Here is a 25,991-nt window from a genome sequence, read left to right as displayed (position 1 = left end):
GTCTCCTACACGTCCAGCAGCGGCTTGTGCTTGATGTGCCGGGCGAAGACCTGCATGAACTGCGGATCGACCCTCGCGCCCCACACGGCCAGCGAGTGACCGACGATCCAGAGCACTACGCCAGGAATCCAGAGTTGCAGGCCCAGCCCGACGGCAGCGGCTAGCGTGCCGTTGGCAATCGCCACCGTGCGCGGTGCGCCGCCCATCAAGAGCGGCTCGGTCAGCGAGCGATGTAGCGGCACCTCGAAGCCGGCCGCGAAGCTATCCGGGCCACTCATACGACAGCCCCGCCGGAGAAGCTGAAGAACGACAGGAAGAACGAGGACGCGGCGAACGCGATGCTCAAACCGAACACGATCTGGATCAGCTTGCGAAAGCCGCCCGACGTGTCGCCGAAGGCGAGCGCGAGGCCCGTGGCGATGATGATGATGACCGCGACGATGCGTGCCACCGGCCCCTGAATCGACTCCAGAATGGATTGCAGCGGGCCTTCCCACGGCATCGAGGAGCCGGATGCCTTCGCCGTGCCCGCCGTCATCAGCATGACTGCGGCCAGCAGCAGGCCGTGGTGCGCGGGGCCGGCCAGCCGCCGCAGGCGTGCGATGGTTGAAACCGGATTTACGGAATTACGGAAAGCGTGAACGTGCATCTGCGTCATGGCAGTTCTCCAGGTAGGTCAAGGGACGAGGAAGGCGCAGCGGCATCGGCTGCGAGAGGAACCGGCATCAGCTCGGGAAACGGTGTTTCCAGCGCGTCCGCCAGGCGATAGCCGGTGCCGTCGAAACCGACGACACGGGCGATGCTTTCGACGCGGCGCTTGCGGCCACGCCCGGCGATGTGGATCACGACGTTGACCGCCTCGGCGATCAGCGCACGCGGTGGGTTCACCGCCACTTCAAGAATCAACTGTTCGAGGCGCAGCAGCGCGCCCAGCGCGGAACCGGCGTGGATGGTGGCGATGCCGCCGGGGTGGCCGGTGCCCCACACCTTAACCAAGTCCAGGGCTTCGCCGCCGCGTACCTCGCCGACGATCACGCGGTCGGGGCGCAGGCGCATCGTGGCCCGCACCAGCTCGGTCATAGACACGACGCCAGCGCGGGTGCGCAGCGGCACATGGTCGCGGGCTGCGCATTGCAGCTCGATGGTGTCTTCGAGCACAAGCACGCGGTCGCCCGTGGCGGCGATCTCCGCAAGCAAGGCATTGGCGAGTGTGGTTTTGCCGCTGCTCGTCGCCCCGGCGATCAGGATGTTCTGGCGCTCACGCACGGCGCGGCGCAGGAACTCGGCCTGGCCTGTGGTCAAGATGCCGTCGGCCACATAGCGATCCAGCCCGATGATGCTCACGGCGCGCTTGCGCAGCGCGAAGGCTGGGCCGGGCGCTGCGGGCGGCAAGATGCCCTCGAACCGCTCGCCGGTTTCGGGCAGCTCGGCGGTCAGCAGCGGCCGCCCGCGATGCACCTCTGCGCCGACGTGCGCAGCCACCAGCCGGATGATGCGTTCGCCATCGTCTTGGGACAGCTCCACGCCCAGCGGCATGCGGCCCGATGACAACCGATCCACCCATAGGGTGCGGTCGGGGTTGAGCATGATTTCCACCACGTCGGGGTCGGCCAGCGCAGCGGCGATGACTGGCCCCATTGCCGTGCGCAGCATCTGGATACGGCGATCCAGAGAGGTTGCGGCGGATGAGAGTTCGGGCGGGGTTTGCGGAATGGCGCTCATGAGGCACGCTCCTGCGCTTCAGCCAGTGCCTCCGCGTCATCCATTCGCGCCGGGTCTGGGTGCAGTTCTTCCACAACGTCGCGCACCAGGCTGCGGCCACGCAGCAGGTGGCGGCCGAGCCGCTCCACGAATTGCTCGAAACGCGCTTTGCCTTGGGCGCGAGCTGCGTCCTGATGGGCTTCGGGAATCGGGGTGCTGACGGTCAGGAAGTAGCGGATGAACAGCGCCAGTGTTTCGATCTGGATGTTCTGGTCGCGCTCCATGCGCTCGGCCTGCCGCGACAGGCGATCGAGCCGCTTGGCGATGGCCGCCTCGCGCTGGTCGCCAGCATCGGGCGATAGCCACGACGCGAGCGCCGCCGCGACAATGGACGACTTGGACACGCCTTTCTTGGCGGCCAGTTCTTCGAGACGCTTGGCGTGCTCGGGCTGAATGAACAGATTGAGGCGGTATTGGCTCATAAGTCGATTCCGTCGTTGGGGTCGAGGGAAGCCAGCCGGGCCGTGCGCTGCATGGCCGGGTCGAGCTGGCCGGGAAGCGGCAGCGGCAGGTCGTCGTCGTCATCGAGCAGAGTCAGGTCATGGCCGGCGAGCAGCGGTTCGGGGCTGTATTCGCTGACTTCGGATAGCTCCGGCTGTCGGCGTGGGCCGCCGTCATCGGCGGTGCCTGTGCCATCGCCGGACAGGCCCGCAGCCCGGACCGTTGACACGGCTGGGATCGATAGGCCGCTCCAGTCGTCGGGCCGGGCCGGTGGCGCGTCCGCGTATTGCCCGGCCGCGAGCACAGGCGGCGGTAAAACGCGGTTCTTGAAATTCGCGTCGGCGTAGTAGCGCAGCTTCTTGGCCTTGATCGGTGCCACGCTGGACACCATCACCACAGCTTCCTCAGTCGGAAGCTGCATCACTTCACCGGGCGTCAGTAGCGGGCGGGCCGTCTCCTGCCGCGACACCATGAGGTGCCCCAGCCACGGTGCCAATCTGTGCCCGGCATAGTTGCGCTGCGCGCGCAGTTCGGTAGCGGTGCCAAGCGTTTCGGAGATCCGTTTCGCAGTGCGTTCATCGTTGGTGGCGAACGTCACGCGGACATGGCAGTTATCCAGAATCGAATGGTTCTGGCCGTAGGCTTTGTCGATCTGGTTGAGCGATTGGGCGATAAGAAAACTGCGGATTCCGTAGCCCGCCATGAAGGCAAGCGCCGTCTCGAAGAAGTCCAGGCGGCCCAGCGCCGGGAACTCATCGAGCATCAGCAGCAGCTTGTGGCGGCGTTCGATGCCGTCGCTGCCGTCGAGCGATTCGGTGAGCCGTCGGCCGATCTGGTTGAGGATCAGGCGAATGAGCGGTTTCGTCCGCGAAATATCCGAAGGTGGCACTACCAGATAAAGCGACACCGGATGCTCGGACGCGATCAGGTCGGCGATACGCCAGTCGCAGCGCGAGGTGACTTCGGCCACCGTGGGGTCGCGGTAGAGGCCCAGGAACGACATGGCGGTGCTCAACACGCCGGAACGCTCGTTGTCCGACTTGTTGAGCACTTCGCGCGCCGCCGAAGCGACGACTGGATGCGGGCCACCACCTTCCACGTTCACGAGGTGCTGTGTGGTCATCATCCGGTGCAAGGTCAGCTCGAAGGGGCTGGCCGGATCGGAGAGGAAATTGGCGACGCCGCGCAGCGTCTTGTCCTCGCCCGCGTAGAGCACATGCAGGATGGCCCCGACCAGCAGCGCGTGCGAAGTCTTCTCCCAATGGTTGCGCTTCTCAAGCGCGCCTTCTGGATCGACCAGAATGTCGGCTATGTTCTGTACGTCACGCACTTCATGTGCGCCGCGCCGAACTTCTAGCAGCGGGTTGTAGGCCGCCGACTTCGCATCGGTCGGATTGAACAGCAGGCAGTGTGAGTAGCGTGAGCGCCAACCTGCGGTGATCTGCCAATTCTCGCCCTTGATGTCGTGGACTACGGCGGATGCAGGCCAAGAAAGCAGCGTCGGCACCACAAGGCCGACGCCTTTGCCTGAGCGCGTGGGCGCGAAAGTGAGGATGTGTTCCGGGCCTTCATGCCGAAGGTACTTGCCATCGTGCTGACCGAGGAACACGCCGATCGGCTGCGTAAGGCCGGCTTTGCGAATGTCCTCCGTACTTGCCCAGCGTGCCGAGCCATAGGTCGTGACTAGGCGTGATTGACGAGAGCGCCAGATCGACATGCAGACTGCGACCACCACCGCCAGCAAGCCACTGCCACCCGCTATGGCACCGCCCGTGTCGAAAACGCGTGGCGCGTAGGCATCGAAGAAGAACCACCACTCAAACAGCTTCCACGGGAGGTAGATCGGTGTGCCGAGGAAATCAAACCAGGGGGAGCCAAGGCGTACCTGATAGCCAAGGGCTGCTGCCGTCCATTGTGTGGCGCCCCACACACCCGCGATCACGATGCCGAATACCACGGCTATCTGACCGAACAGCACATTCGTACCTTGCATAGCCCCGCCTCCAATCTCTCCTACGCTGATTCCCTTGGGAAACGCGGCTTAGAAATGTGCCGCAGGCGTCAGGATCGGTGCTGGCTTAGTGCCGGTCAAAGACCGTTTGGGGCAGAAAGGTCGATAAGAAAGAATGAATTCGCGCTGTGTCTAGCCAGGGAGTGACTCCGTAAGCGCCGGCGAATATCAGCGTGCCGAACAGAAGATTCAGGCAGACTAGCGAATTGCTGAATTGCTGAATTGCTGAATTGCTGAATTGCTGAATTGCTGAATTGCTGAATTTCAGAATTTGGGGGATTCTTTGGGCGGTGTGTATGGCGTTTTTCCGTCACCGTAGAACCGCTTACGTGTTGCCTCCGCTACCCGGTTGCAAAGCAGTTCGCCCAAAGTAGGCCGATCCGTCTTGCATTGCTGGCGCAACTTCTTGAGCTGTTCCGGGTCTGCCACCAGCTCTTCTACTGTCGGGGTTTTCTTTTCTGCACTAGTGGCTTTGTGCGGTTTATCAGATTGACCGCATGCGACTAGCATTGCAGCGACGAGCGTGATGGCGAGTCTCATGGCATCAATTCCTCCGGAAGATCGGGATTTCGGCTTTTTGTTGACCTGAGAAACTCTGGCAATTCGATGGCCTGTACTCGCTGAATGAAGCGCGCAAGCTCGTCAAACGGATCGCCTTCAAGTCTGAGTAGATAGGTCGTCAAAGGTGGTACGCGTGTCGAAAGCGGCCTCGCCACGACTCCTGGCTCTCGGGAGGCTGCAATGTGTGCAGCCCCTGTAAGTCCGAGTGCAAAACCGGCAGATACCAACGCCATCATCAGGTCGAAAGTGGTAACCCGCTCGGCAACTAGAGGCTGCATTTCAGCCCGGCTAAGTACTCGCTCAATGTGCTTGGCGTGGCCCTCGCACACTTGAGGATCAGATAGCACTAGCGGGTAGCGCAGCAGTTCATCCAATGGAATTCGCTTAAGAGCCAGCAACGGATGCCGAGCTGGCAGCGCCACCATAAGCGTGTCAGTCCACGCGGGAAGTGCGACGATTCCATCACCTACGTCGTCGGACTGTGCAAAGCCGACGTCATACAGGTCGTCGTGCAATCCTTTGATTTGTTGGGATAGTGGCACCTCAAAAAAGCGAATCTCAACCTCGGGCTCCTCCTCGCGACACAACGCCAATAGGGCTGGTAAGCACAGTAGTGTTGCGCCGTCTGACAAGGCGACGCGGAGTTGTCCATGAAAGCCATTTTTTGCTGCCTTCACGCAGTCCCGCGCCTGTTGCAAGGATGCGAACACCCGAGGTGCGTGCTCCATGAGCATCAACCCAGCTCGTGTCAAACGCGTGCTTCTCGTGTTCCGAATAAAGAGCTGTGCTCCTAACTCCTCTTCGAGTTCTTTGATCGTGCGAGACAGTGGGGACTGCTCAATATGCAGTTTCGCAGCGGCGCGAGCGAAGTGAAGTTCCTCGGCGAGCGCCATAAAACAACGTAGATGTCGAATTTCCATGCGTCCCCTACTAATCGTCGATCTATTCAGTATTTAAAACTCGCTGCCATGCTGCGTTCTTCCAACTCAAGGACTCAGGGTGAAGATTGCAGATTCACATGCTCTGGCGAACCAGAAAGCGCTTTAGCGAGAACACCCCATTGCACGGCTGCGTCGGCGCGAGCACGGACCAGAGCCGCTCGCTGGGACAAGGTGCCACGCTCCGCTTCTGCAACAACGGTCGCATCCACCTGTCCCGCCTCAAAGAGGCGTCGACTGCGGTCAAGGAGTCGATCAGCGACGACAAGACCATCGACCTGATGCTGCAGAGAAGTCCGCTGGGTCTGCCAGCCCAGATAAGCGTTCTCCACATCCTGAAGCGCAAGCAAAACCGTGCGTTCCAGGTCAGCCTGTGCGCCGCGACTGCGTGCTGAGCCCTCGTCGATTCCCGCTTGTATTGCTCCACCGTCAAAGATCGGAAGCGTCACACCCAAGCCCAGAGAGAAAATGTTCCCTGCCACACGTGTTCCGTTGTTCTCGAAGCGTTGGCGCCCACCACTCAAATCGAGCACAAGTTTGGGGAACCGCTCGCCTTCTGCTGCGTTCCATCGCGCCGTCGCCGCTGCAAGACGCGCCTGCGCGGCTCTGACGTCGGGGCGCTGCTGCAGCAATTCGCCTGGCACGCTTCTGGGAGTCCAATCGGGCATGGTGAGAGAGGCAAGCGCAGGACCGCTGCCAAGCGCCCCCGGAATCCGGCCAACGAGCACATCCAAGGCATGCGTTGCTTCGCCGCGTACGCGTCGCAACTGCTCTTGCTCCACCCGGAGGGCGATGACCTCGGAACGCGTGCGTTCAATGTCAAAGCCCGTAGCTTGACCTGCCTTGAACTTCTGCTCTGTCAGACGCTCAAGGCGCTCGGCGACTTGAAGTCGCTCTTTTGCCAGATCTTCCAGCTCTGCCGCCTGCCGCTGCTGCAGTGCAGCGGACACTGTCTCAAAGGCGATCTGCCAACGTGTCGCGAACCAGTTCTGTTCGACAGCAACTGCGTCCATCCGTGCGCCATCAGCGGCATGCGAGAGGCGGCCCGCTAGATCAACTTCCCATGAAGCCGACAGCGGAAGCCTGGCATCGCTGCTGATGGTCGGTGCCAAAGAAAAGTCGCGCGCGCGCGTTGCTTGGGGCGTGAGCGCCAAGCTAGGGAACATTGAAGCGCGTGTACGTCGGGTGATCGCCACAGCTTCATCAATCCGCGCTCTTGCAATAGCGAGATCGGTGTTGTGCTCCAGCGCGTTGCGCACCAGCGCGTCAATCAGCGGATCACCGTACGCCGTCCACCACTCGGCCGGGAGTGCTTGTGCTGGCACCTGCTGCACAGCCAGACCCGCTTCGTTCATGAATTTGGCCGGAACCTCAACGCGTGATGTCTCCACCCTGTGAGGCGAGTGGCTGCACGCGGCGAGAAGCGTGATCGATAGGAATGCAACAGCAGTAAGGCCGCGGCGGGCGTAGGGATCGGACATGTTGAGCCACTAGGTTGTGAATTGAGGAGGCCGTCTTGACGGGCATAGTTCATGGCGTGTACTATACCGTCCAGACGGTTCATAAATCAAGCATCTTTGGAGTTTCACCATGGCAACTCGTATGAAATCAAGCCCAGAGGAGTCGCATTCGGCGGACAACGGCGCTGAAGCCCCCTCCATCTCTAAGAAAGCGCAACAAACACGGGAGCGCATCCTTCAAGCTGCGCGTGACGTAGTCATGGAGGGAGGTGCCGGGCACCTAACGCTTGACGCGGTCGTTGCACGGGCAGGAATGAGCAAAGGTGCGTTCCTGTACCACTTCAAGACCAAGCGCGATCTGCTCCTCACGATGATTGATGACCAGGTCTCGGCGTTTGATGGCGGGCAGGAAGAGCGAGAGCTGCCATTCGTCGGCGATCCAGACCCTTGGCTATCCAGCCAGGTCTCGGCTATGCCTGACGGCGGGATGCAAAAGATGAGCGCTGCATTGCTGGCGGCCGTGGCTGAAGACCCCACGCTGCTTGAGCCTGTGCGCGGCTGGTACCGCAGGCAGTACGAGAACGCGAGCAAATCTCCACGCGGCACCGATATCGCCGGAATCGTTCTATTTGCCTTGGACGGAGTCTTCCTCGCCGAAATGATGGGTTTTCCGACGTTTGCTGCCGAAGACCTTTCTCGACTCATGCACACCCTCCAGGCGCTCGCCCGCGGCGAACTGGAACTCACCCCTATTGATAAACGCTGATGAAAGGCCTTCCCGTGTCTTGCACTCCCTTTAAATCCCAGTCCTGGCAAATGCAGAAAGTCGGCCTCGCGTTTGTTCTGCTCGCATCGCTTGCCGGCTGTGGTAGTCAGAAGGAGCCTGCTTCCGATCCACCGCGAGCGGTCAAGCTGCTCACGGTGGGGGATGTAGGTTCTGTGGCCAATCGCATTGAATTGAGTGGTCTAGCTCGCTCCAGTGAGCGGAGTACCTTGGGGTTCGAGACTGGCGGGCGTATCAGCAAGCTTCATGTGGACGTGGGAGATCGCTTCTCTCGCGGACAGCTTCTGGCTGAGTTGGATGTTCAGCCCGAGCAACTCCGCCTAGAACAGGCTCGGGCGACACTCGCTGCTGCGGAAGCCGCATTGGCAGACAGAATCGTGCAGACAACGCAGCAAAGGGGGCTGCTTGAGGGCAACGTAATCTCCCCGGCTGCATTCGAGAGTGTGAAAGCACAGTTGGTTGCAGCTGAAGGCCAGGTGCGCAATGCAAAGGCCGCATTCGGCCTTGCCGAGCGTGCGCGAAGGGGGGCCGCCATTCATGCGCCATTCGACGGCGTCGTCGCGGAGAAACTCGCTCTGCCGTTCACAGATATTGCAGCCGGAGCGCCGGTGCTTCAAGTGGATGGACTACGCAGCGGCGTAGAAGTCCTTGCGACTGCATCGACGACCCAGGCGGCAAATATCAAAATTGGGCAGGTCGCCGAACTGCGCCTGAGCGAGTCAGCAAGTCCCGTTCGTGCTTCGGTACAACGCATCGGCTTGCGTGCTGAAAATGGCTCACTTTTACCTGTCGTGCTCGTTCCTCAAGATGCTACTCTTGCGCGCAGTCTTCGACCCGGGTCTGCCGTTCAAGTATTGCTGAAGGCACCGGAAGCGAAGGATGCCTCACCAGATCGTCTGATGCTTCCCTATTCGGCACTGGTGCTCAGTGAGAAAGCAGGACAAGCCGCAGTGTTTGTATATGACGTGACCGGAAAGAAGGTGCACCGCCGGGAAGTGCAATTCCAGAGCGAGCCAGGCGGCGACAACGTTCGCGTTGTGGGCGGCCTGAAGCGCGGCGAGATGGTAGTCGCGGCTGGCGCGAGTTGGCTGACGAACGAGCAACAAGTCACCCCACTCAAGGCCACGACCCAATTGGCCGGACGCTGACCCGCTACAGGAAGACTTCGCTATGAAGATCACAGAAATGGCGCTGCGCGCCAGCAGACTCACCTACCTTGCCGCGGTCATCATTCTTGTTGCCGGCATTGCCACGTTTCTCAATTTCCCTTCGCAGGAAGAGCCATCGGTCACGATTCGAGATGCGGTTGTTGCCGTTCTGAACCCTGGCATGCCAGCCGAACGTGTTGAGCAGTTGATCGCGCGTCCGATCGAGGAGCGTTTGCGGGAGCTGGCCGAGGTCAGGCGAGGTGGCCGACCCATGAACGCCGACCTGATTCGTTTTTCAATAGCGCTGGACGTTGTGGTGCCAGGGACTTACCAACCCGATGTGTGCCCATCCGGGGCAGTTACAGCCGTTACAGCCTCTGGAGAGGGAGCGGCTTGCCGCTCGGTGATAATCCCAGCTGTAGCGGCCTGATTACATCCGGCCGCTACACCTAGCTCCACCTTCAAACAAGGAATATCGTTGATGTCACTGTATCGCCGTCTAGTTCTGCTGTCTTGTCTCTCATGGCCGCTGGCTGGCTTTTCTGCCACCGCGCTGACCAACCTCGTCGCGGAACCATTCGCTAAACTCGAACAGGACTTTGGCGGCTCCATCGGTGTGTACGCGATGGATACCGGCTCAGGCGCAACTGTAAGTTACCGCGCTGAGGAGCGCTTCCCACTGTGCAGCTCATTCAAGGGCTTTCTTGCTGCCGCTGTGCTGGCTCGCAGCCAGCAGCAGGCCGGCTTGCTGGACACACCCATCCGTTACGGCAAAAATGCGCTGGTTCCGTGGTCACCCATCTCGGAAAAATATCTGACAACAGGCATGACGGTGGCGGAGCTGTCCGCGGCCGCCGTGCAATACAGTGATAACGCCGCCGCCAATTTGTTGCTGAAGGAGTTGGGCGGCCCGGCCGGGCTGACGGCCTTCATGCGCTCTATCGGCGATACCACGTTCCGTCTGGACCGCTGGGAGCTGGAGCTGAACTCCGCCATCCCAGGCGATGCGCGCGATACCTCATCGCCGCGCGCCGTGACGGAAAGCTTACAAAAACTGACACTGGGCTCTGCACTGGCTGCGCCGCAGCGGCAGCAGTTTGTTGATTGGCTAAAGGGAAACACGACCGGCAACCACCGCATCCGCGCGGCGGTGCCGGCAGACTGGGCAGTCGGAGACAAAACCGGAACCTGCGGAGTGTATGGCACGGCAAATGACTATGCCGTCGTCTGGCCCACTGGGCGCGCACCTATTGTGTTGGCCGTCTACACCCGGGCGCCTAACAAGGATGACAAGCACAGCGAGGCCGTCATCGCCGCTGCGGCTAGACTCGCGCTCGAGGGATTGGGCGTCAACGGGCAGTAAGGCTCTGAAAATCATCTATTGGCCCACCACCGCCGCCCTTGCGGGCGGCATGGATTACCAACCACTGTCACATTTAGGCTAGGAGCCTGCGCGGCAGAAGCCAAATCGGCGGAAGATCGAGGACGATACGGGGATGGCTGCCAGTTACCTTCCTTACCGACCCGACCAATCCTATCTGCTGCCCCCTTCTCTGGGAGAGTGGCTACCTGAAGGGCATCTTGCCTACTTCATCAGCGAGACTGTCGATACGCTGGACTTGAGCGCATTCCACGCCCGGTATGCCGGCGGTGGTCCGGGCAATCAGCCGTTTCATCCGGCGATGATGGTCAAAGTGCTGATCTATGGTTACGCGAGCGGCGTCTTCTCTTCGCGCAAACTAGCCAGGAAGCTGTACGAGGATGTCGCGTTGCGTGTGCTGGCCGCTGGAAACTTCCCGGCCCACCGCACGCTGAGTGACTTCCGTGCCCTACACCTGACCGAGCTTGAGAATTTGTTCGTTCAGGTGGTGCAACTGGCGCGCGAATGTGGGCTGGTGAAGCTTGGCACGATCGCGGTCGACGGCACCAAGGTAAAAGCCAACGCCAGCCGCCACAAGGCGATGAGCTATAAGCGCATGAAGCCGGCCGAGGACGAATTGCATTGCGAGATCAAGGCGCTGCTTGATCGCGCCAAGGCTACCGACGACCAGGAGCGTAACGAGCCGGAGCTGGACATTCCTGCCGAGATTTCTCGCCGCGAGAAGCGCCTGGAGGCGATCCAGGCGGCAAAGGCGCGCCTGGAAGCGCGCCAGCGTGAAGCGGACCAGGCCCGGGGGCGCAGCGAAGACGATGGCCGCCGGCCTCGCCATCCGGATGGCTCGGACAAGGGCGGTGGCTCGTACAAACGCGAGTTTGGTGTGCCGGATGACCGTGATCAGGAAAGCTTCACCGATCCGGACAGCCGGATCATGAAACACGCCGGTGGTGGCTCCGAGCAGAGCTACAACGGGTACACAGCGGTCGATGCCGAGCACCAGATCATCGTGGCGGCGGAGTTGACCAACTGCGCCGCGGACAGTCAGGCGCTGCTGGGCATGCTGGCAGCAGTTCAGGCCAACACCGGAGAAATGCCGGCCCAGACGCTGGCGGATGCGGGATTCCGTAGTGAGGCTGTTCTGGCAAAGGTCGCCGATCACCACGGCGATGTCATCGTTGCCCTCGGCCGCGAGGGACGTGAAGATGCCAAGGTCAATGCCAAGACCCATCCGCATACGGCGGCGATTGCGGCGAAATTGAAAACGGAGCAAGGCGATGCAGCTTACCGCCGGCGCAAGTCGATCGTGGAGGCTCCGAATGGTTGGATCAAGGCGGTGATGGGATTGCGTCAGTTCAGCATGAGGGGCCTGGACAAGGTGCAAGCCGAGTGGAAGCTCGTCTGCATGGCGCTAAATCTGAGGCGAATGGCGTATCTGTGAGGGCGAAGGTTAAATGGGGCGGCTCAAATGCACCCCAGTCGTCATAACACGCCGCGCGCCGCAAGATTGGTATCCTTGGCGCCGACGCCTTGCCAATTGCAGAGAGCGCCGCCGCCATCGTCAGTGCTCTACAGAAAACCGGTCACACGGCTCTGCCGCGCAGACTCCTAGCCTAAATGTGACAGTGGTTGGTAATCCATGCCGCCCGCAAGGGCGGCGGTGGTGGGCCAATAGATGATTTTCAGAGCCTTACTGCCCGTTGACGCCCAATCCCTCGAGCGCGAGTCTAGCCGCAGCGGCGATGACGGCCTCGCTGTGCTTGTCATCCTTGTTAGGCGCCCGGGTGTAGACGGCCAACACAATAGGTGCGCGCCCAGTGGGCCAGACGACGGCATAGTCATTTGCCGTGCCATACACTCCGCAGGTTCCGGTTTTGTCTCCGACTGCCCAGTCTGCCGGCACCGCCGCGCGGATGCGGTGGTTGCCGGTCGTGTTTCCCTTTAGCCAATCAACAAACTGCTGCCGCTGCGGCGCAGCCAGTGCAGAGCCCAGTGTCAGTTTTTGTAAGCTTTCCGTCACGGCGCGCGGCGATGAGGTATCGCGCGCATCGCCTGGGATGGCGGAGTTCAGCTCCAGCTCCCAGCGGTCCAGACGGAACGTGGTATCGCCGATAGAGCGCATGAAGGCCGTCAGCCCGGCCGGGCCGCCCAACTCCTTCAGCAACAAATTGGCGGCGGCGTTATCACTGTATTGCACGGCGGCCGCGGACAGCTCCGCCACCGTCATGCCTGTTGTCAGATATTTTTCCGAGATGGGTGACCACGGAACCAGCGCATTTTTGCCGTAACGGATGGGTGTGTCCAGCAAGCCGGCCTGCTGCTGGCTGCGAGCCAGCACAGCGGCAGCAAGAAAGCCCTTGAATGAGCTGCACAGTGGGAAGCGCTCCTCAGCGCGGTAACTTACAGTTGCGCCTGAGCCGGTATCCATCGCGTACACACCGATGGAGCCGCCAAAGTCCTGTTCGAGTTTAGCGAATGGTTCCGCGACGAGGTTGGTCAGCGCGGTGGCAGAAAAGCCAGCCAGCGGCCATGAGAGACAAGACAGCAGAACTAGACGGCGATACAGTGACATCAACGATATTCCTTGTTTGAAGGTGGAGCTAGGTGTAGCGGCCGGATGTAATCAGGCCGCTACAGCTGGGATTATCACCGAGCGGCAAGCCGCTCCCTCTCCAGAGGCTGTAACGGCTGTAACTGCCCCGGATGGGCACACATCGGGTTGGTAAGTCCCTGGCACCACAACGTCCAGCGCTATTGAAAAACGAATCAGGTCGGCGTTCATGGGTCGGCCACCTCGCCTGACCTCGGCATCCACGTTACGGACGGCCTCAGGAAGTCCTGGCCAAGCCCCGACTATTGGGGCGCGAAGATAGCACCGAGGGTACGCCGGTGTCAACACCAACTGAAAACTGACCCACTTTACCCCTGAATCACCAAAGTAATACTGACCCACCTGGATCATTCGGGTTTGGAATTTTTCCTGACCACTCCCGCCTTCCTCTTGTCCTTCAAGCGGTAGCTTTCGCCGCTCAGGGTCAGGATATGGCACTGTTGCAAAGTTAGCGATGAGGCAGCCTTTTGTCTTATTCAAAGGCCTTACATTTCAAAAACTCTGCTTACCAGGCGCATTTCGCCCAGGGGATCACCATAATAAAATGCTGAGGCCTGGCCTTTGCGTAGTGCACGCATCACCTCAATACCTTTGATGGTGGCGTAAGCCGTCTTCATGGATTTAAATCCCAGCGTGGCGCCGATTATCCGTTTCAGTTTGCCATGATCGCATTCAATCACGTTGTTCCGGTACTTAATCTGTCGGTGTTCAACGTCAGACGGGCACCGGCCTTCGCGTTTGAGCAGAGCAAGCGCGCGACCATAGGCGGGCGCTTTATCCGTGTTGATGAATCGCGGGATCTGCCACTTCTTCACGTTGTTGAGGATTTTACCCAGAAACCGGTATGCAGCTTTGCTGTTACGACGGGAGGAGAGATAAAAATCGACAGTGCGGCCCCGGCTGTCGACGGCCCGGTACAGATACGCCCAGCGGCCATTGACCTTCACGTAGGTTTCATCCATGTGCCACGGGCAAAGATCGGAAGGGTTACGCCAGTACCAGCGCAGCCGTTTTTCCATTTCAGGCGCATAACGCTGAACCCAGCGGTAAATCGTGGAGTGATCGACATTCACTCCGCGTTCAGCCAGCATCTCCTGCAGCTCACGGTAACTGATGCCGTATTTGCAGTACCAGCGTACGGCCCACAGAATGATGTCACGCTGAAAATGCCGGCCTTTGAATGGGTTCATGTGCAGCTCCATCAGCAAAAGGGGATGATAAGTTTATCACCACCGACTATTTGCAACAGTGCCAGAAATTGGGCTTAATGCCGAAAACAATAAAATAAAACAGCCAACCCTTGAGGTTCTTATGCGCCAGAATTTACCAGTGACGGGTCGAAACTTAGAACTCCCAAAAGATGCCAATATTCTTTCGACTACCTCCCCTCAAAGCCATATCACGTACGTTAATCCTGACTTCATTAAAATCAGTGGTTTCACTGAGGAAGAACTATTAGGCCAGCCTCACAACATCGTAAGACACCCAGATATGCCGCCTGCTGCATTTGAGCATATGTGGAGTACATTAAAATCTGGCCGCTCATGGATGGGGCTAGTAAAAAATCGCTGTAAAAATGGCGACCACTATTGGGTAAGTGCTTATGTAACGCCAATAGCTAACGCTGGATCTGCGTGAATTCCAGCAGCAGCAAGAGAAAGACTTTCTACAAACCAGCTTACAGCAGGCTAAATTTAACCAGAAAAAAGCCGCTGAATTACTGGGTCTGACTTATCATCAGCTACGTGCCTTGCTGAAGAAACACCAGATCTAATACGCATTTGCAGGTGTCATACTGGCGGGTTTGACGCATAACGTCATAAGGTTTACCATGGCGTCATTACTGTATAAAAACACAGGCATAGATATGACTCTGGCATTAGTTGGCGAAAAAATTGACAGAAATCGCTTCACCGGTGAGAAAGTTGAAAATAGTACATTTTTTAACTGCGATTTTTCAGGTGCCGACCTGAGCGGCACTGAATTTATCGGCTGCCAGTTCTATGATCGCGAAAGTCAGAAAGGGTGCAATTTTAGTCGCGCAATGCTGAAAGATGCCATTTTCAAAAGCTGTGATTTATCAATGGCAGATTTCCGCAACGTCAGTGCCTTGGGCATTGAAATTCGCCACTGCCGCGCACAAGGCGCAGATTTCCGCGGTGCAAGCTTTATGAATATGATCACCACGCGCACCTGGTTTTGCAGCGCATATATCACTAATACTAATCTAAGCTACGCCAATTTTTCGAAAGTCGTGTTGGAAAAGTGTGAGCTGTGGGAAAACCGCTGGATGGGGACTCAGGTACTGGGTGCGACGTTCAGTGGTTCAGATCTCTCCGGCGGCGAGTTTTCGACTTTCGACTGGCGAGCAGCAAACTTCACACATTGCGATCTGACCAATTCGGAGTTAGGTGACTTAGATATTCGGGGTGTTGATTTACAAGGCGTTAAGTTAGACAGCTACCAGGCATCGTTGCTCATGGAGCGGCTTGGCATCGCTGTGATTGGTTAGTTCAGCGTTTACACCGGGAGATGCGTTTGACGATTTACTTTTAACCAGTACGACTCCTGGCAAGCATTGTGAAACGTTTTCTCCAGTGGACGAATATCCTGACCTACCGCATCAACGACATGCCATCTAATGCTGCATTCTGGACAGGAATTTGATGAATATCTAACCAATTCATTTTCGCGAGAACAACGAATAACCACTCCCGAATCATGAAGCCATGTCTTATTTATAATCTCAACTTCAGCCATGTCATCCCGTTTACTGACATCCTCAATACAAATACCTAAATTCCACGTGTGTTTTTTATTAGCTTCAAAAATCACTATTTCACGAAGAATTTAGACTGCTTCTCACACATTGTAACATTATTTACAACCACCTTTCAATCATTTTTGATAAATCATTGATTTCATCTTTGCTGCAATGATACTTAATAAACTCTGCAAGTTATCCACAGAGCAACACTCAATTTTATTGATGATATTCTTATTATACCAGACATTTTTCATACACTCCCTTGTACGGATAGTTTTCCGACAACTTCATGATTACATATCTTGCGGTTTTGATTATTTTTGCTGCAAGAAATACATACTTCAAACGAAAGGTCTTTATTTGCTGTCTGTATTCTGAAGAGTCCAAGGAATCAAACTTGAACAACAAAAATAGGTTATATGAAAGCATCATCATTTGAAACACGGCTTCATTCGCCCAAAATGACTTTAGCAAGAGATGACCCACCGCCATGTCGTATTTGGCTTCTTTGATATAGTTTTCAGCATTACCACGCTTTTCATAGTATATAACTACTTTTTCAGAAAGCAAGGTAGTATTTGTTACAAAGAAAAAGTAGTCGTATTCGGAACCTTCTAAAAGTGATAATTGTGCTCTTTCTTTTTCTGGTTTCAGTACGCGAGATACGACAAATCTTCTGTCTTTTTCCCATTTAACTAATTTTGTATACAGTTCTGTAGTTTCTCTACCTTCTTCTCCTTTAACGAATACAATTGATGAATTCGTTGCTTGTGAGGTGAGTGTAGAATAACTTTTGGCTTTAATTAAATATTTGCATCCAAGAGATTCTATCGTTTCGATAATTTTTTCATCAAAGTAGCCACTATCCATTCGAAATAAAATTTCTAAATCGTCTGATTTGATGTTAGCAACAATTTCTTTGATCATTTCCGCAGCACCGTTTGCAGTGTAAGTATTGCCACTTCTTACAAATCCGGTAACATATGCTTTTAATTCGTCGCAAAATGCAAATTGGATATTGTAGCATCGGTTTCCCAGTTTCTTAGGATTATATCCTTTTGACGCACCTTCTTGATGACCTTCTACGTTAATTACACTACTATCAATATCAATCGTAATGGATGTCAATTTACTTTTAGTGAGCAGTTTTTTAAAGACTTTAAAATTAATGTCTCTAAACATTTGGGTTGTCTTGAAGTTGAAGTTTCCTAGAAACCGTGACACTGTTTCAGGTTCTTTTACGGAAATATCAAACTCGTTGACGAGGGGATCATTTTGAAGTAGCTTTAGACGTTCTAACTTATCAATGCCAATGAAGTGACCGCAGAGCATGGTCTTTATATGATTCATCTTGATTTTATTTGTTGAGTCATTATCAAATACGAGGTCATTTTCAATAAAATCAAAAATCCCATTGCTTTTTGCATTCTCAAGGAGCAGAAAAAGACCTGCATTTGATGTTAGATTCTTAGCTTTGAAATCAATTTTATTAATCATAATTAGAACCCCTTTTTACTACTTTTCTTACTATTATTTTACCATATATCGAGTCATAAAAGCTGATAATTTAACATATTTTTGAGCACTTTTCTTTCACCCAATGGGTGAAAGCTGAATTTCGAAGGAATGCATATTTATCAAGGCTTTGATTATGCTTTTTGAAGTACTGACGTAGAATCTAGGGCTAAGAATGGTTCGATTGTTGAATACCAGTCTGTAAGGACCAAGCCTGAACCTGAGCAGGTTTTGGCTGCGGAAAAATTATATGCTCAATTGAGAAGCGGGAAGGCCGCGAGGCCGAAATTGGCTGCTAGCTTTTCCGTGAAAATACTCTTGCTCATATGGGGTAGTATTATATCAAGCGCAATGGCTGCCGGCATGCTTACTGATACATCAATAAGCAGCTTATTGTTAGCCACTTTAATGTCAGGAAGCTTAAGCTCTGTTAGTGTTTTGGCTATTCTCTCTCCTCTTGGAAGACTGGTTGAAAGAGCCAGGAATATTTCCAATAACCCATTAAGTCAATCCCTCTACACTGGGCGCACCGATGAGTTTGGCCAAATAGAGTTTGCTTTACGAATGATGCAAGCTGAAACAGGCGCCATAGTAGGTCGCATAGGTGATGCATCAAATCGGCTTAGCGAACACACCCGAGGCCTACTAAAGGATATTGAGTCAAGCAATGTACTTACAGTTGAGCAGCAGGCAGAGACAGATCAAATAGCAACGGCAGTAAACCAAATGGTGGCAAGCATTCAAGAGGTTGCGAGCAATGCACAGCATGCTGCAGATGCGGCCGGAAGAGCAGACACTGAGACGGCATCTGGCCAGCGTCTGGTAGCCCACACAAGCCAGTCAATCACTGCCCTTGAAGGTGAAATTAGGCAAGCCACTCAGGTTATTCATGAGCTTGAAGGTCAAAGTAACGAGATATCAAAAGTTCTTGACGTTATACGAGGGATCGCCGAGCAAACGAATTTGTTGGCACTCAACGCAGCAATTGAGGCCGCGCGTGCTGGTGAGCAGGGGCGTGGTTTTGCTGTTGTCGCCGATGAGGTTCGCAGTCTTGCTGCTCGCACACAGCAATCGACAACGGATATTCAAAGCATGATCAGCGCTCTACAAGAGCGAGCGCAATCCGCTGTTACAGTCATGGAGCAAAGTAGTCGGCAAGCGCACACGAGTGTAGCTCACGCAGAGGAAGCAGCTACAGCTCTTGATGGAATTGGCCAACGCGTTAACGAAATTACCGACATGAACGCGCAAATAGCGACTGCGGTCGAGCAGCAGGGAGCAGTAAGTGAAGACATAAACCGCAGTATTATCAATATACGCGATGCTGCTGATACCAATGTACAGACCGGGCAGAATAATTTGCAAAGTGCGAAATCTGTCGCTCAGTTAACTAGCGCTCTGAGCGAACTGGCAAAACAGTTTTGGGAAAAACGAGGATAACGCTTTTCAGTATCTCGACAGGGATAACTTACTTTACCATCGGTTATCCCTTTTAGCCGCACAAATTTTAGCCATGGCTTTTCAGGAAGTCAGGGCTATCAGAATGGCCTTAGAAAGCCTAGTCAAAGAGCTGTCACGAGAACACCGTTAGCTTAGCGTACGATTTTTTCCGAATTCTGCGGTTCCCCCAAAGAGGCTGCACAGCGGCGATTCTTGCCCTAAAATAGCGTAAAAAACAGCGGCAAAGCGCGATAACAACACCGGGTGTCGCCAGGGCCGTAGCCTGGGTGGTGACGCCTGGTGTGAAAAAATGGTAAGGGGAGAGCGGTGATTCCAATAGAACGACATCAGCGTATTTTAGCCCTGGTGGAGCAGCGTGGGGCGGTAAGCATTAACGAGCTGACGGAGATCCTCGGCGTGTCCCATATGACCATCCGTCGGGACGTCAGTAAACTGGAGGAGCAGGGGCTGCTGGTCAGCGTCTCGGGCGGCGTACGCGCCGTCAGCCGGCTGGCCGCGGAACCCAGTCATCTGGTGAAAAGCACGCTGCAGAGTGAGGAGAAACAGGCGATCGGCGCGCTGGCGGCGAGTCATATCGCTAAAAACAGTTGCATCTATCTGGATGCCGGGACTACCACCCTGGCGCTGGCGCGGGCGATCCTCGACCGGAACGATCTCCAGGTGGTCACCAATGATTTTGAGATAACCCAGCTGCTGATCGATGCCAGCCAGTGCGGCGTGATCCACACCGGCGGCACTCTGTGCCGGGAGAACCGCTCCTGCGTGGGCGAATCGGCGGCGCGTACGTTACGCCACCTGGCTATCGATACGGCCTTTATCTCCGCCAGCGGCTGGGACAGTCGCGGGATATTCACCCCTGATGAGAACAAGGTTACCGTCAAGGAGACCGTCAGCCAGGTCAGCGCGAGAAGCATCCTGCTGTGCGACAGTTCGAAATACAATCAGGTGGCCACGTTTATGGCGTTACCTTTGACCCGGTTCACCACCATCATTACCGACCGGCATCTTTCCGATGCCGCCGCCAGTCATATCGCCCGGCACGCCTGCGAGGTGCTGCGGGCCGGATAACGCGCGCGGCCACCGCCGGGTTAGCGTTGCCAGTGCTCGATCAGCGCCGCGCCGATCCCGGCGATTTGCTGATTTCGCTCGGCCATGCTCGCCGGCGTATCCCGCAGATAAATCACCACAATGCGCTCTGCTTTGTTATTCGGGCCAAGCAGGGCGACAATCCCGCGCGCACCCCGCTTGCTAGCTCCGGTCTTATCGGCGATAAACCAGCCCGCCGGCAGCACGGAGCGGATCAACGGTCCGGCGACCCGATCGTCCACCATCCACTGCAGCAGCTGCCGTTGCGAACGGGCGCTCAGACGCTGGCTGGTCAGCAGCTTGCGCAGGGTCGCGGCCATGCTGGCCGGGGTAGTGGTGTCGCGGGCGTCGCCGGGAAGCGCCTCATTCAGTTCCGTTTCCCAGCGGTCAAGGCGGGTGACGTTGTCGCCGATCTGGCGCAAAAAGGCAGTCAATCCTGCGGGGCCGCCGACGGTGGCCAGCAGCAGATTGGCGGCGCTGTTATCGCTCATGGTAATGGCGGCGGCGCAGAGTTCGCCGACCGTCATGCCGTCGGCAAGGTGTTTTTCGCTGACCGGCGAGTAGTCCACCAGATCCTGCTGGCGATAGTGGATCTTTCGCTCCAGCTGTTCGTCACCGGCATCCACCCGCGCCAGCACTGCGCCGCAGAGCACTACTTTAAAGGTGCTCATCATGGGAAAGCGTTCATCGGCGCGCCAGGCGGTCAGCGTGCGGCCGCTGGCCAGATCCATTTCTATCATGCCTACGCGGCCCGACAGCTGGCTTTCGCTTTGTTTAATTTGCTCAAGCGGCTGCGGGCTGGCGTGTACCGCCAGCGGCAGGGTGGCTAACAGGGAGATAATACACAGGCGAATATAACGCATAACCACAATACATCCTTGAGTGAAGGCCGATAAAGGCGAGTAAAGAAGCGACAAATAAGAATAACCCGGCGTTGGCACTGTTGCAAATAGTCGGTGGTGATAAACTTATCATCCCCTTTTGCTGATGGAGCTGCACATGAACCCATTCAAAGGCCGGCATTTTCAGCGTGACATCATTCTGTGGGCCGTACGCTGGTACTGCAAATACGGCATCAGTTACCGTGAGCTGCAGGAGATGCTGGCTGAACGCGGAGTGAATGTCGATCACTCCACGATTTACCGCTGGGTTCAGCGTTATGCGCCTGAAATGGAAAAACGGCTGCGCTGGTACTGGCGTAACCCTTCCGATCTTTGCCCGTGGCACATGGATGAAACCTACGTGAAGGTCAATGGCCGCTGGGCGTATCTGTACCGGGCCGTCGACAGCCGGGGCCGCACTGTCGATTTTTATCTCTCCTCCCGTCGTAACAGCAAAGCTGCATACCGGTTTCTGGGTAAAATCCTCAACAACGTGAAGAAGTGGCAGATCCCGCGATTCATCAACACGGATAAAGCGCCCGCCTATGGTCGCGCGCTTGCTCTGCTCAAACGCGAAGGCCGGTGCCCGTCTGACGTTGAACACCGACAGATTAAGTACCGGAACAACGTGATTGAATGCGATCATGGCAAACTGAAACGGATAATCGGCGCCACGCTGGGATTTAAATCCATGAAGACGGCTTACGCCACCATCAAAGGTATTGAGGTGATGCGTGCACTACGCAAAGGCCAGGCCTCAGCATTTTATTATGGTGATCCCCTGGGCGAAATGCGCCTGGTAAGCAGAGTTTTTGAAATGTAAGGCCTTTGAATAAGACAAAAGGCTGCCTCATCGCTAACTTTGCAACAGTGCCATATCCTGACCCTGAGCGGCGAAAGCTACCGCTTGAAGGACAAGAGGAAGGCGGGAGTGGTCAGGAAAAATTCCAAACCCGAATGATCCAGGTGGGTCAGTATTACTTTGGTGATTCAGGGGTAAAGTGGGTCAGTTTTCAGTTGGTGTTGACACCGGCGTACCCTCGGTGCTATCTTCGCGCCCCAATAGTCGGGGCTTGGCCAGGACTTCCTGAGGCCGTCCGTAACGTGGATGCCGAGGTCAAGCGTGTAACCACAACCGTTCGCGCGGGCGGGGCCGTCATACAGGTCACGATCTGGGAGCGGTACACCGACCTAGCCCCCATATGGCAGCGCGTTCGCGCGAAGGTTGCCGATGCTCAGCCTCTGCTTCCACAGGGTACGTTGGGGCCATTTGTCAACGACGACTTCGGCCGTGTTGCCGTGGCCTCCATTGCGGTGACCGCGCCGGGCTACTCCATGGGCGAAATGCGTGTGTCGTTGAAAGAGATGCGCGATCGCCTATACGCGCTTCCCGGCGTTGATCGCATCAGCTTCTACGGCTTGCAGGAAGAGCGCGTCTATCTCGAATTTGATCGACCAAAACTAGCCCAGCTTGGATTGACCCCACAAGGGGTGATCGATCAACTCGTTAAACAAAACGTCGTGCTTTCAGGCGGGCAAATCGCCATCGGTGGCATCAACGCTTCGCTGGCTGTTAGTGGAGAGGTTCGCGACGCCGCTTCGCTGCGCGCGTTGCCGATCATGATGGCGCAAGCTCAGGGTGCGCGCGGTGCTTCGCCTGCTCCTTCAATCTCACTGGGAGAGCTTGCGCGCGTGCAGGTACAACCTGCAGATCCTCCCGAGTCTGCTGCAGTCTATAAGGGCCAGCCTGCCGTAGTGATGGCAGTGTCCATGACCTCGGGCCAGAACGTGGAGCAATTCGGCGTAGCCCTCAAATCCCGTGTGGCCGAGCTTGAGAAACTTCTGCCCGCAGGTTTCGAGCTCTCCTATGTGACATTCCAGGCAGACGTCGTCAAACGTGAAATGGGCAAGATGAACCAGGTGATGATCGAAACGATTGTCATCGTGCTCGGCGTCGTCGTCCTTTTCCTGGGATGGCGCACAGGATTCATCGTCGGGATGATCGTGCCGCTTACCATTCTGGGGGCACTGATCGTGATGCGCGCGCTGAACATCGAGCTGCAAAGTGTTTCGATGGCAGCCATCATCATCGCTTTGGGGCTCTTGGTAGACAACGGCATCGTGATTGCCGAAGACATTGAACGGCGCTTGGCAGCCGGTGAAGACCGCAAACAGGCTTGTCTCGAAGCGGGTCGTACCCTCGCACTGCCGCTGCTGACGTCCTCATTGGTTATCGTCATCGCCTTCTCCCCGTTCTTCTTCGGCCAGAGTGCGACGAGTGAGTATCTGCGCTCTCTCGTCATTGTCCTCGCGCTCACGTTACTCGGATCTTGGCTGTTGTGTCTGACCGTCACTCCACTGCTGTGCTACCACTTCACCAAAGTGCATCATCAACCGGCGAATGACGCGCAAACCTACAACACACGCTTCTATCGCGGCTATCGCAAGTTGCTTGAGTGGGTGCTTGACCACAAGGCGATCTACGTTGGTGTGATGACGGGTGCATTGGCCGTAGCTCTGTACGGATTCACGACACTGCCATACGACTTCTTGCCGAAGTCCGACCGAGTTCAATTCCAAATACCGGTGCAGCTCGCCCCTGGAACGGATTCACGGCTCACTCTTGCCAAAGTGAAGGAAGTGAGCGGCTGGCTCGGTGATCAAGAAATCAACCCCGAAATCACGGATCACATTGGCTACGTCGCTGACGGTGGGCCGCGCTTCATCCTTGGGCTCAATCCCCCATTGCCAGCATCGAACATCGCGTACTTTGTCGTGACGGTCAAGGCAGGCACCAACATTGACGTCGTGATTGCCCGAACTCGGGCTTACTTCGCGCAGCATCATGGAGATGTACGCGCAGAGCCTCAGCGGTTCTCGCTAGGCACTACCGAAGCCGGCACAGCCGTCTACCGGGTCAGTGGGCCGGATCATGAGGTGCTGATGAATGCGGCGGCGAAAATTGAGTCCGCGCTACGGGAGCTGCCAGGTACGGCCAACATCAAGAACAACTGGGATACCCGTGTCGGCCGTCTCGATGTTCGGGTCGATCAAGATCGTGCGCGACGTGCTGGCGTCACCACCGACGACATAGCTGCCTGGCTTGGCACCCGCTACATCGGCCAGTCGATCTCTGTGATCCGAGATGGCGATACCAGCGTGCCAATCGTGATGCGCGGGACGTCCAATGATCGGCGCAGCACTGCGGACGTTGGTTCGACGACCATCTATCCAGCGTCGGGTGGCCAGCCGGTTTCCCTGGCGCAAGTGGCCGATGTCACGCTCGCTAGCGAGCCGTCTGTGATCCAGCGCCGCAATCTCATTCGTACAGTCACAGTTCAGGGGCAGAACACCGCATACACCGCGCAAGAGATCGTGGATCACCTCGCACCTCGGATCGCCGCAATTGAACTACCTGCAGGCTATGCCATAGAGCTTGGTGGAGAAATTGAGGAATCGGCTGAATCGAATGCATCGCTCACGCACTACATGCCGTTCGCTCTTCTGGCGATGTTGCTGCTATTCATCTGGCAGTTCAACTCCTTCCGCAAGCTGATCGTGATTCTCGCAACGATTCCCTTCACGTTGATTGGGGTCGTGATTGCACTGAAGGCAACAGGCACTCCTTTCAGCTTCATGGCGACATTCGGGGTGCTTGCGCTGTTCGGAATCATCGTCAACAACGCCGTTCTTCTGCTCGAACAAATTGAACACGGCCTCTCGGAAGGTCTCGCCCGACATGAAGCCCTGGTGGGAGCTGCGATGCAGCGGCTGCGTCCAATCGTGATGACCAAGGTGACCTGTATCGCGGGTCTCGTGCCCCTGATGTTGTTTGCGGGGCCGCTGTGGAAGGGCATGGCCATCGGCATGATCGGTGGTCTCGCACTTGGCACGCTCGTGACGCTTGGCCTGATTCCGTTGCTCTACGAGGTGCTGTTCGGAATGAAGTGGCCGGGCAGCAAACGGAGTCACGAGGCGGTACAACAACCAGTGCAACCGGTCTGATCCCTCAGCGTAACTGTCCACACGCTTCCCCCGATCTCTCTCGTGGCCGGAGAGATCGGGGAGACAGATTCTCGCCATCAGAGAGTTTAAGAAGAAATCAGAAGCAGAGCGAATTGACCGCCTACTGCCTATTCTTTGATGCTTTGATGCTTTGATAATCAATTTTCACTGAATAGATTTGGAGAAATATATGAACCCGTTGTCATGGAATCCATGGTTGGTTCTACTGATTGCCGGCCTGTTCGAAATCGGTTGGCCACTAGGCCTCAAGATGGGTGCGGCCAATGCAGCGATGCGCTACGTGGGGCCGGCGATTGCAGTTGCCTGTATGGCAGCCAGCGGCTTTTTCCTATGGTTATCTCTTAAACAGATCCCCATAGGAACAGCTTATGCGGTCTGGACCGGCATCGGTTCGCTGGGCGCGTTTTTCGTGGGCGTGTATGTGTTCGGCGATACCGCCTCCTTGATACGTTGGGTTGGAATTGCGCTGGTTGTTGCTGGCATCGTCTGTCTGAAAATGGGATAAATGAAAATATATATGAAACGCCCTATTTCATTAATCCATTTTGTGCTGCTGGCAGGCCTCACGGCAACCTTATCTGGCTGTGCTTCAAACGGAATGACTCGATCAGGGTTTCTTGGTGATTACGATGTATTGGGAAAAACGAAGTACGAAAATGTTCTGCTCTTCAAGGCGCCAGGCTTTGAACCCAGTCGTTACCGGGAAATATTAGTCGAGGATGCTCAGGTAGTGACGGCAACTGGACGCATAGGTGGGCTTGAAGCTGAGCAAGTGCGAGAGCTTCTCGATCACGTCAACAGTGAACTGCGACATCTCCAAACTAAGTCCGAAGCTCCCGCATCGTCAGGCCGCATACGTGTGCGTGTGGCAATTACGACCATTGAGACGCCCAATAGAGCAGTCAACACCCTAACGACGTTGCTTGTTGGACCAGTGACAACTGGGGGAGCTAGTTTGGAGTTTGAGGCAGTAGATGAACAAACAGATCGTCGGGTGGCTGCTGCTAGCTGCTTCGAGCACGGCAACGCTCTCGCGGATTTCAAAGGCTCCTACACACTGCTCGGGCATGCAAAGTCTGCAATCACCACCTGCCTTGAACGGATCAATAGCGCTTGGAGGAGTGCTGGCTCGTGAATAGCTGCTATTCCATAACTTCGCGCGGAT

At 56.2% G+C, this 25,991-nt stretch carries 23 protein-coding genes and 5 pseudogenes; 15 read left to right on the top strand and 13 right to left on the bottom strand.

Annotated elements, in window-relative coordinates:
- Positions 1-5 precede the first annotated feature (5 nt).
- From C3F42_RS18950 to C3F42_RS18915, 8 genes are all read right to left on the bottom strand, one after another.
- The gene (locus C3F42_RS18950) at positions 6-278 is read right to left on the bottom strand and encodes a VirB3 family type IV secretion system protein (protein WP_004883097.1); all 273 of its coding nucleotides are present in this window, start codon (positions 276-278) and stop codon (positions 6-8) included.
- A complete protein-coding gene (locus C3F42_RS18945) occupies positions 275-658 on the bottom strand; it encodes a TrbC/VirB2 family protein (RefSeq protein WP_004883090.1) in 384 nt (127 codons plus the stop codon). The genes C3F42_RS18950 and C3F42_RS18945 overlap by 4 nt, the downstream gene beginning before the upstream one ends.
- Positions 655-1,722 carry a P-type conjugative transfer ATPase TrbB gene (gene trbB, locus C3F42_RS18940; protein ID WP_004883088.1) on the bottom strand — a complete coding sequence of 356 codons (1,068 nt, stop codon included), beginning with the start codon at positions 1,720-1,722 and terminating at the stop codon, positions 655-657. Before trbB ends, C3F42_RS18945 begins: the two co-directional genes overlap by 4 nt.
- Positions 1,719-2,183, bottom strand: coding sequence for a ribbon-helix-helix protein, CopG family (locus C3F42_RS18935; protein ID WP_004883086.1), 465 nt, complete (start codon positions 2,181-2,183; stop codon positions 1,719-1,721). The genes trbB and C3F42_RS18935 overlap by 4 nt, the downstream gene beginning before the upstream one ends.
- The gene (locus C3F42_RS18930; RefSeq protein WP_004883083.1) at positions 2,180-4,195 is read right to left on the bottom strand and encodes a conjugal transfer protein TraG; all 2,016 of its coding nucleotides are present in this window, start codon (positions 4,193-4,195) and stop codon (positions 2,180-2,182) included. The genes C3F42_RS18935 and C3F42_RS18930 overlap by 4 nt, the downstream gene beginning before the upstream one ends.
- A 282-nt stretch (positions 4,196-4,477) precedes the next feature.
- The gene (locus C3F42_RS18925) at positions 4,478-4,753 is read right to left on the bottom strand and encodes an EexN family lipoprotein (protein WP_004883082.1); all 276 of its coding nucleotides are present in this window, start codon (positions 4,751-4,753) and stop codon (positions 4,478-4,480) included.
- Positions 4,750-5,694, bottom strand: coding sequence for a LysR family transcriptional regulator (locus C3F42_RS18920; protein ID WP_004883081.1), 945 nt, complete (start codon positions 5,692-5,694; stop codon positions 4,750-4,752). Before C3F42_RS18920 ends, C3F42_RS18925 begins: the two co-directional genes overlap by 4 nt.
- A 74-nt stretch (positions 5,695-5,768) precedes the next feature.
- Positions 5,769-7,193 (bottom strand): efflux transporter outer membrane subunit, encoded by a 1,425-nt coding sequence (locus C3F42_RS18915; RefSeq protein ID WP_028699135.1) that lies wholly within the window; start codon positions 7,191-7,193, stop codon positions 5,769-5,771.
- Positions 7,194-7,302: 109 nt separating this feature from the next.
- Here C3F42_RS18915 and C3F42_RS18910 point away from each other — a divergent pair, with 109 nt between their 5' ends.
- The 5 genes and pseudogenes from C3F42_RS18910 (at position 7,303) to C3F42_RS18890 (ending at position 11,920) form a co-directional block, all read left to right on the top strand.
- Positions 7,303-7,938: a TetR/AcrR family transcriptional regulator gene (locus C3F42_RS18910; protein ID WP_022652140.1), complete on the top strand. Its 636-nt coding sequence runs from the start codon at positions 7,303-7,305 to the stop codon at positions 7,936-7,938.
- Entirely contained in the window at positions 7,938-9,104 is a 1,167-nt protein-coding gene (locus C3F42_RS18905; protein ID WP_023123862.1) for an efflux RND transporter periplasmic adaptor subunit, read from the top strand. The genes C3F42_RS18910 and C3F42_RS18905 overlap by 1 nt, the downstream gene beginning before the upstream one ends.
- Before the next feature lie 22 nt (positions 9,105-9,126).
- Positions 9,127-9,363, top strand: a pseudogene (locus C3F42_RS30330) (efflux RND transporter permease subunit); the annotation flags it as partial.
- Positions 9,364-9,585: 222 nt separating this feature from the next.
- Positions 9,586-10,467 carry a carbapenem-hydrolyzing class A beta-lactamase KPC-2 gene (locus tag C3F42_RS18895; RefSeq protein ID WP_004199234.1) on the top strand — a complete coding sequence of 294 codons (882 nt, stop codon included), beginning with the start codon at positions 9,586-9,588 and terminating at the stop codon, positions 10,465-10,467.
- Positions 10,468-10,600: 133 nt separating this feature from the next.
- The gene (locus tag C3F42_RS18890; RefSeq protein ID WP_004152397.1) at positions 10,601-11,920 is read left to right on the top strand and encodes an IS1182-like element ISKpn6 family transposase; all 1,320 of its coding nucleotides are present in this window, start codon (positions 10,601-10,603) and stop codon (positions 11,918-11,920) included.
- A 249-nt stretch (positions 11,921-12,169) separates the two neighbouring features.
- Here C3F42_RS18890 and C3F42_RS18885 read toward each other — a convergent pair whose 3' ends face one another.
- The 3 genes and pseudogenes from C3F42_RS18885 to C3F42_RS18870 form a co-directional block, all read right to left on the bottom strand.
- The gene (locus tag C3F42_RS18885; RefSeq protein ID WP_004199234.1) at positions 12,170-13,051 is read right to left on the bottom strand and encodes a carbapenem-hydrolyzing class A beta-lactamase KPC-2; all 882 of its coding nucleotides are present in this window, start codon (positions 13,049-13,051) and stop codon (positions 12,170-12,172) included.
- Positions 13,052-13,437: 386 nt separating this feature from the next.
- A pseudogene (locus C3F42_RS18875) lies at positions 13,438-13,536 on the bottom strand (AAA family ATPase); the annotation flags it as partial.
- A 39-nt stretch (positions 13,537-13,575) separates the two neighbouring features.
- The gene (locus C3F42_RS18870; RefSeq protein ID WP_001067855.1) at positions 13,576-14,280 is read right to left on the bottom strand and encodes an IS6-like element IS26 family transposase; all 705 of its coding nucleotides are present in this window, start codon (positions 14,278-14,280) and stop codon (positions 13,576-13,578) included.
- Positions 14,281-14,401: 121 nt separating this feature from the next.
- On the opposite strand from C3F42_RS18870, the pseudogene C3F42_RS18865 reads away from it, so the two are divergent.
- The 3 genes and pseudogenes from C3F42_RS18865 to C3F42_RS18855 form a co-directional block, all read left to right on the top strand.
- A pseudogene (locus C3F42_RS18865) lies at positions 14,402-14,722 on the top strand (PAS domain-containing protein); the annotation flags it as partial.
- Positions 14,715-14,864 (top strand): helix-turn-helix domain-containing protein, encoded by a 150-nt coding sequence (locus C3F42_RS18860; protein ID WP_199771030.1) that lies wholly within the window; start codon positions 14,715-14,717, stop codon positions 14,862-14,864. The pseudogene C3F42_RS18865 and the gene C3F42_RS18860, both read left to right, overlap by 8 nt.
- 93 nt (positions 14,865-14,957) lie before the next feature.
- On the top strand, positions 14,958-15,602 hold the full coding sequence (locus C3F42_RS18855) for a quinolone resistance pentapeptide repeat protein QnrB19 (protein ID WP_012954666.1): 645 nt from the start codon (positions 14,958-14,960) through the stop codon (positions 15,600-15,602).
- A 489-nt stretch (positions 15,603-16,091) separates the two neighbouring features.
- Here the strand turns inward: C3F42_RS18855 and C3F42_RS18845 are convergent, their stop codons facing one another.
- Entirely contained in the window at positions 16,092-17,354 is a 1,263-nt protein-coding gene (locus tag C3F42_RS18845; RefSeq protein WP_000608644.1) for an IS1380-like element ISEcp1 family transposase, read from the bottom strand.
- Positions 17,355-17,540: 186 nt separating this feature from the next.
- Here C3F42_RS18845 and C3F42_RS18840 point away from each other — a divergent pair.
- Both C3F42_RS18840 and C3F42_RS18835 read left to right on the top strand, forming a co-directional pair.
- A pseudogene (locus C3F42_RS18840) lies at positions 17,541-18,812 on the top strand (methyl-accepting chemotaxis protein); the annotation flags it as partial.
- 327 nt (positions 18,813-19,139) lie between these two features.
- Positions 19,140-19,901 carry a DeoR/GlpR family DNA-binding transcription regulator gene (locus C3F42_RS18835; protein WP_002210513.1) on the top strand — a complete coding sequence of 254 codons (762 nt, stop codon included), beginning with the start codon at positions 19,140-19,142 and terminating at the stop codon, positions 19,899-19,901.
- Between the two features lie 20 nt (positions 19,902-19,921).
- On the opposite strand, the gene C3F42_RS18830 is transcribed toward C3F42_RS18835, so the two are convergent.
- The gene (locus C3F42_RS18830; RefSeq protein ID WP_002904004.1) at positions 19,922-20,782 is read right to left on the bottom strand and encodes an extended-spectrum class A beta-lactamase SHV-12; all 861 of its coding nucleotides are present in this window, start codon (positions 20,780-20,782) and stop codon (positions 19,922-19,924) included.
- 136 nt (positions 20,783-20,918) lie between these two features.
- Here C3F42_RS18830 and C3F42_RS18820 point away from each other — a divergent pair, with 136 nt between their 5' ends.
- From C3F42_RS18820 to C3F42_RS18800, 5 genes and pseudogenes are all read left to right on the top strand, one after another.
- Entirely contained in the window at positions 20,919-21,623 is a 705-nt protein-coding gene (locus C3F42_RS18820) for an IS6-like element IS26 family transposase (RefSeq protein ID WP_001067855.1), read from the top strand.
- Positions 21,624-21,662: 39 nt separating this feature from the next.
- A pseudogene (locus C3F42_RS18815) lies at positions 21,663-21,761 on the top strand (AAA family ATPase); the annotation flags it as partial.
- Positions 21,758-24,805, top strand: a complete 3,048-nt coding sequence (locus C3F42_RS18810; protein ID WP_104444752.1) for an efflux RND transporter permease subunit — start codon at positions 21,758-21,760, stop codon at positions 24,803-24,805. The pseudogene C3F42_RS18815 and the gene C3F42_RS18810, both read left to right, overlap by 4 nt.
- Before the next feature lie 190 nt (positions 24,806-24,995).
- Positions 24,996-25,331 (top strand): multidrug efflux SMR transporter, encoded by a 336-nt coding sequence (locus tag C3F42_RS18805; protein WP_004883073.1) that lies wholly within the window; start codon positions 24,996-24,998, stop codon positions 25,329-25,331.
- A 12-nt stretch (positions 25,332-25,343) separates the two neighbouring features.
- Entirely contained in the window at positions 25,344-25,961 is a 618-nt protein-coding gene (locus C3F42_RS18800) for a DUF3313 family protein (protein WP_004883071.1), read from the top strand.
- Positions 25,962-25,991 lie beyond the last annotated feature (30 nt).

The organism is Pseudomonas sp. PONIH3 (assembly GCF_002934345.1).
Taxonomy (GTDB): domain Bacteria; phylum Pseudomonadota; class Gammaproteobacteria; order Pseudomonadales; family Pseudomonadaceae; genus Aquipseudomonas; species Aquipseudomonas soli.
The sequence above is the reverse complement of the archived record's forward strand: the minus strand, read 5'-3'. Positions and strand labels throughout refer to the sequence as shown.

Excerpts from the sequence above, each read along its gene's own strand:
- C3F42_RS18950 (WP_004883097.1), bottom strand. The coding sequence starts at position 278 with ATGAGTGGCCCGGATAGCTTCGCGGCCGGCTTCGAGGTGCCGCTACAT.
- C3F42_RS18945 (WP_004883090.1), bottom strand. The coding sequence starts at position 658 with ATGACGCAGATGCACGTTCACGCTTTCCGTAATTCCGTAAATCCGGTT.
- trbB (WP_004883088.1), bottom strand. The coding sequence starts at position 1,722 with ATGAGCGCCATTCCGCAAACCCCGCCCGAACTCTCATCCGCCGCAACC.
- C3F42_RS18935 (WP_004883086.1), bottom strand. The coding sequence starts at position 2,183 with ATGAGCCAATACCGCCTCAATCTGTTCATTCAGCCCGAGCACGCCAAG.
- C3F42_RS18930 (WP_004883083.1), bottom strand. The coding sequence starts at position 4,195 with ATGCAAGGTACGAATGTGCTGTTCGGTCAGATAGCCGTGGTATTCGGC.
- C3F42_RS18925 (WP_004883082.1), bottom strand. The coding sequence starts at position 4,753 with ATGAGACTCGCCATCACGCTCGTCGCTGCAATGCTAGTCGCATGCGGT.
- C3F42_RS18920 (WP_004883081.1), bottom strand. The coding sequence starts at position 5,694 with ATGGAAATTCGACATCTACGTTGTTTTATGGCGCTCGCCGAGGAACTT.
- C3F42_RS18915 (WP_028699135.1), bottom strand. The coding sequence starts at position 7,193 with ATGTCCGATCCCTACGCCCGCCGCGGCCTTACTGCTGTTGCATTCCTA.
- C3F42_RS18910 (WP_022652140.1), top strand. The coding sequence starts at position 7,303 with ATGGCAACTCGTATGAAATCAAGCCCAGAGGAGTCGCATTCGGCGGAC.
- C3F42_RS18905 (WP_023123862.1), top strand. The coding sequence starts at position 7,938 with ATGAAAGGCCTTCCCGTGTCTTGCACTCCCTTTAAATCCCAGTCCTGG.
- C3F42_RS18895 (WP_004199234.1), top strand. The coding sequence starts at position 9,586 with ATGTCACTGTATCGCCGTCTAGTTCTGCTGTCTTGTCTCTCATGGCCG.
- C3F42_RS18890 (WP_004152397.1), top strand. The coding sequence starts at position 10,601 with ATGGCTGCCAGTTACCTTCCTTACCGACCCGACCAATCCTATCTGCTG.
- C3F42_RS18885 (WP_004199234.1), bottom strand. The coding sequence starts at position 13,051 with ATGTCACTGTATCGCCGTCTAGTTCTGCTGTCTTGTCTCTCATGGCCG.
- C3F42_RS18870 (WP_001067855.1), bottom strand. The coding sequence starts at position 14,280 with ATGAACCCATTCAAAGGCCGGCATTTTCAGCGTGACATCATTCTGTGG.
- C3F42_RS18855 (WP_012954666.1), top strand. The coding sequence starts at position 14,958 with ATGACTCTGGCATTAGTTGGCGAAAAAATTGACAGAAATCGCTTCACC.
- C3F42_RS18845 (WP_000608644.1), bottom strand. The coding sequence starts at position 17,354 with ATGATTAATAAAATTGATTTCAAAGCTAAGAATCTAACATCAAATGCA.
- C3F42_RS18830 (WP_002904004.1), bottom strand. The coding sequence starts at position 20,782 with ATGCGTTATATTCGCCTGTGTATTATCTCCCTGTTAGCCACCCTGCCG.
- C3F42_RS18820 (WP_001067855.1), top strand. The coding sequence starts at position 20,919 with ATGAACCCATTCAAAGGCCGGCATTTTCAGCGTGACATCATTCTGTGG.
- C3F42_RS18810 (WP_104444752.1), top strand. The coding sequence starts at position 21,758 with ATGATCCAGGTGGGTCAGTATTACTTTGGTGATTCAGGGGTAAAGTGG.
- C3F42_RS18805 (WP_004883073.1), top strand. The coding sequence starts at position 24,996 with ATGAACCCGTTGTCATGGAATCCATGGTTGGTTCTACTGATTGCCGGC.
- C3F42_RS18800 (WP_004883071.1), top strand. The coding sequence starts at position 25,344 with ATGAAACGCCCTATTTCATTAATCCATTTTGTGCTGCTGGCAGGCCTC.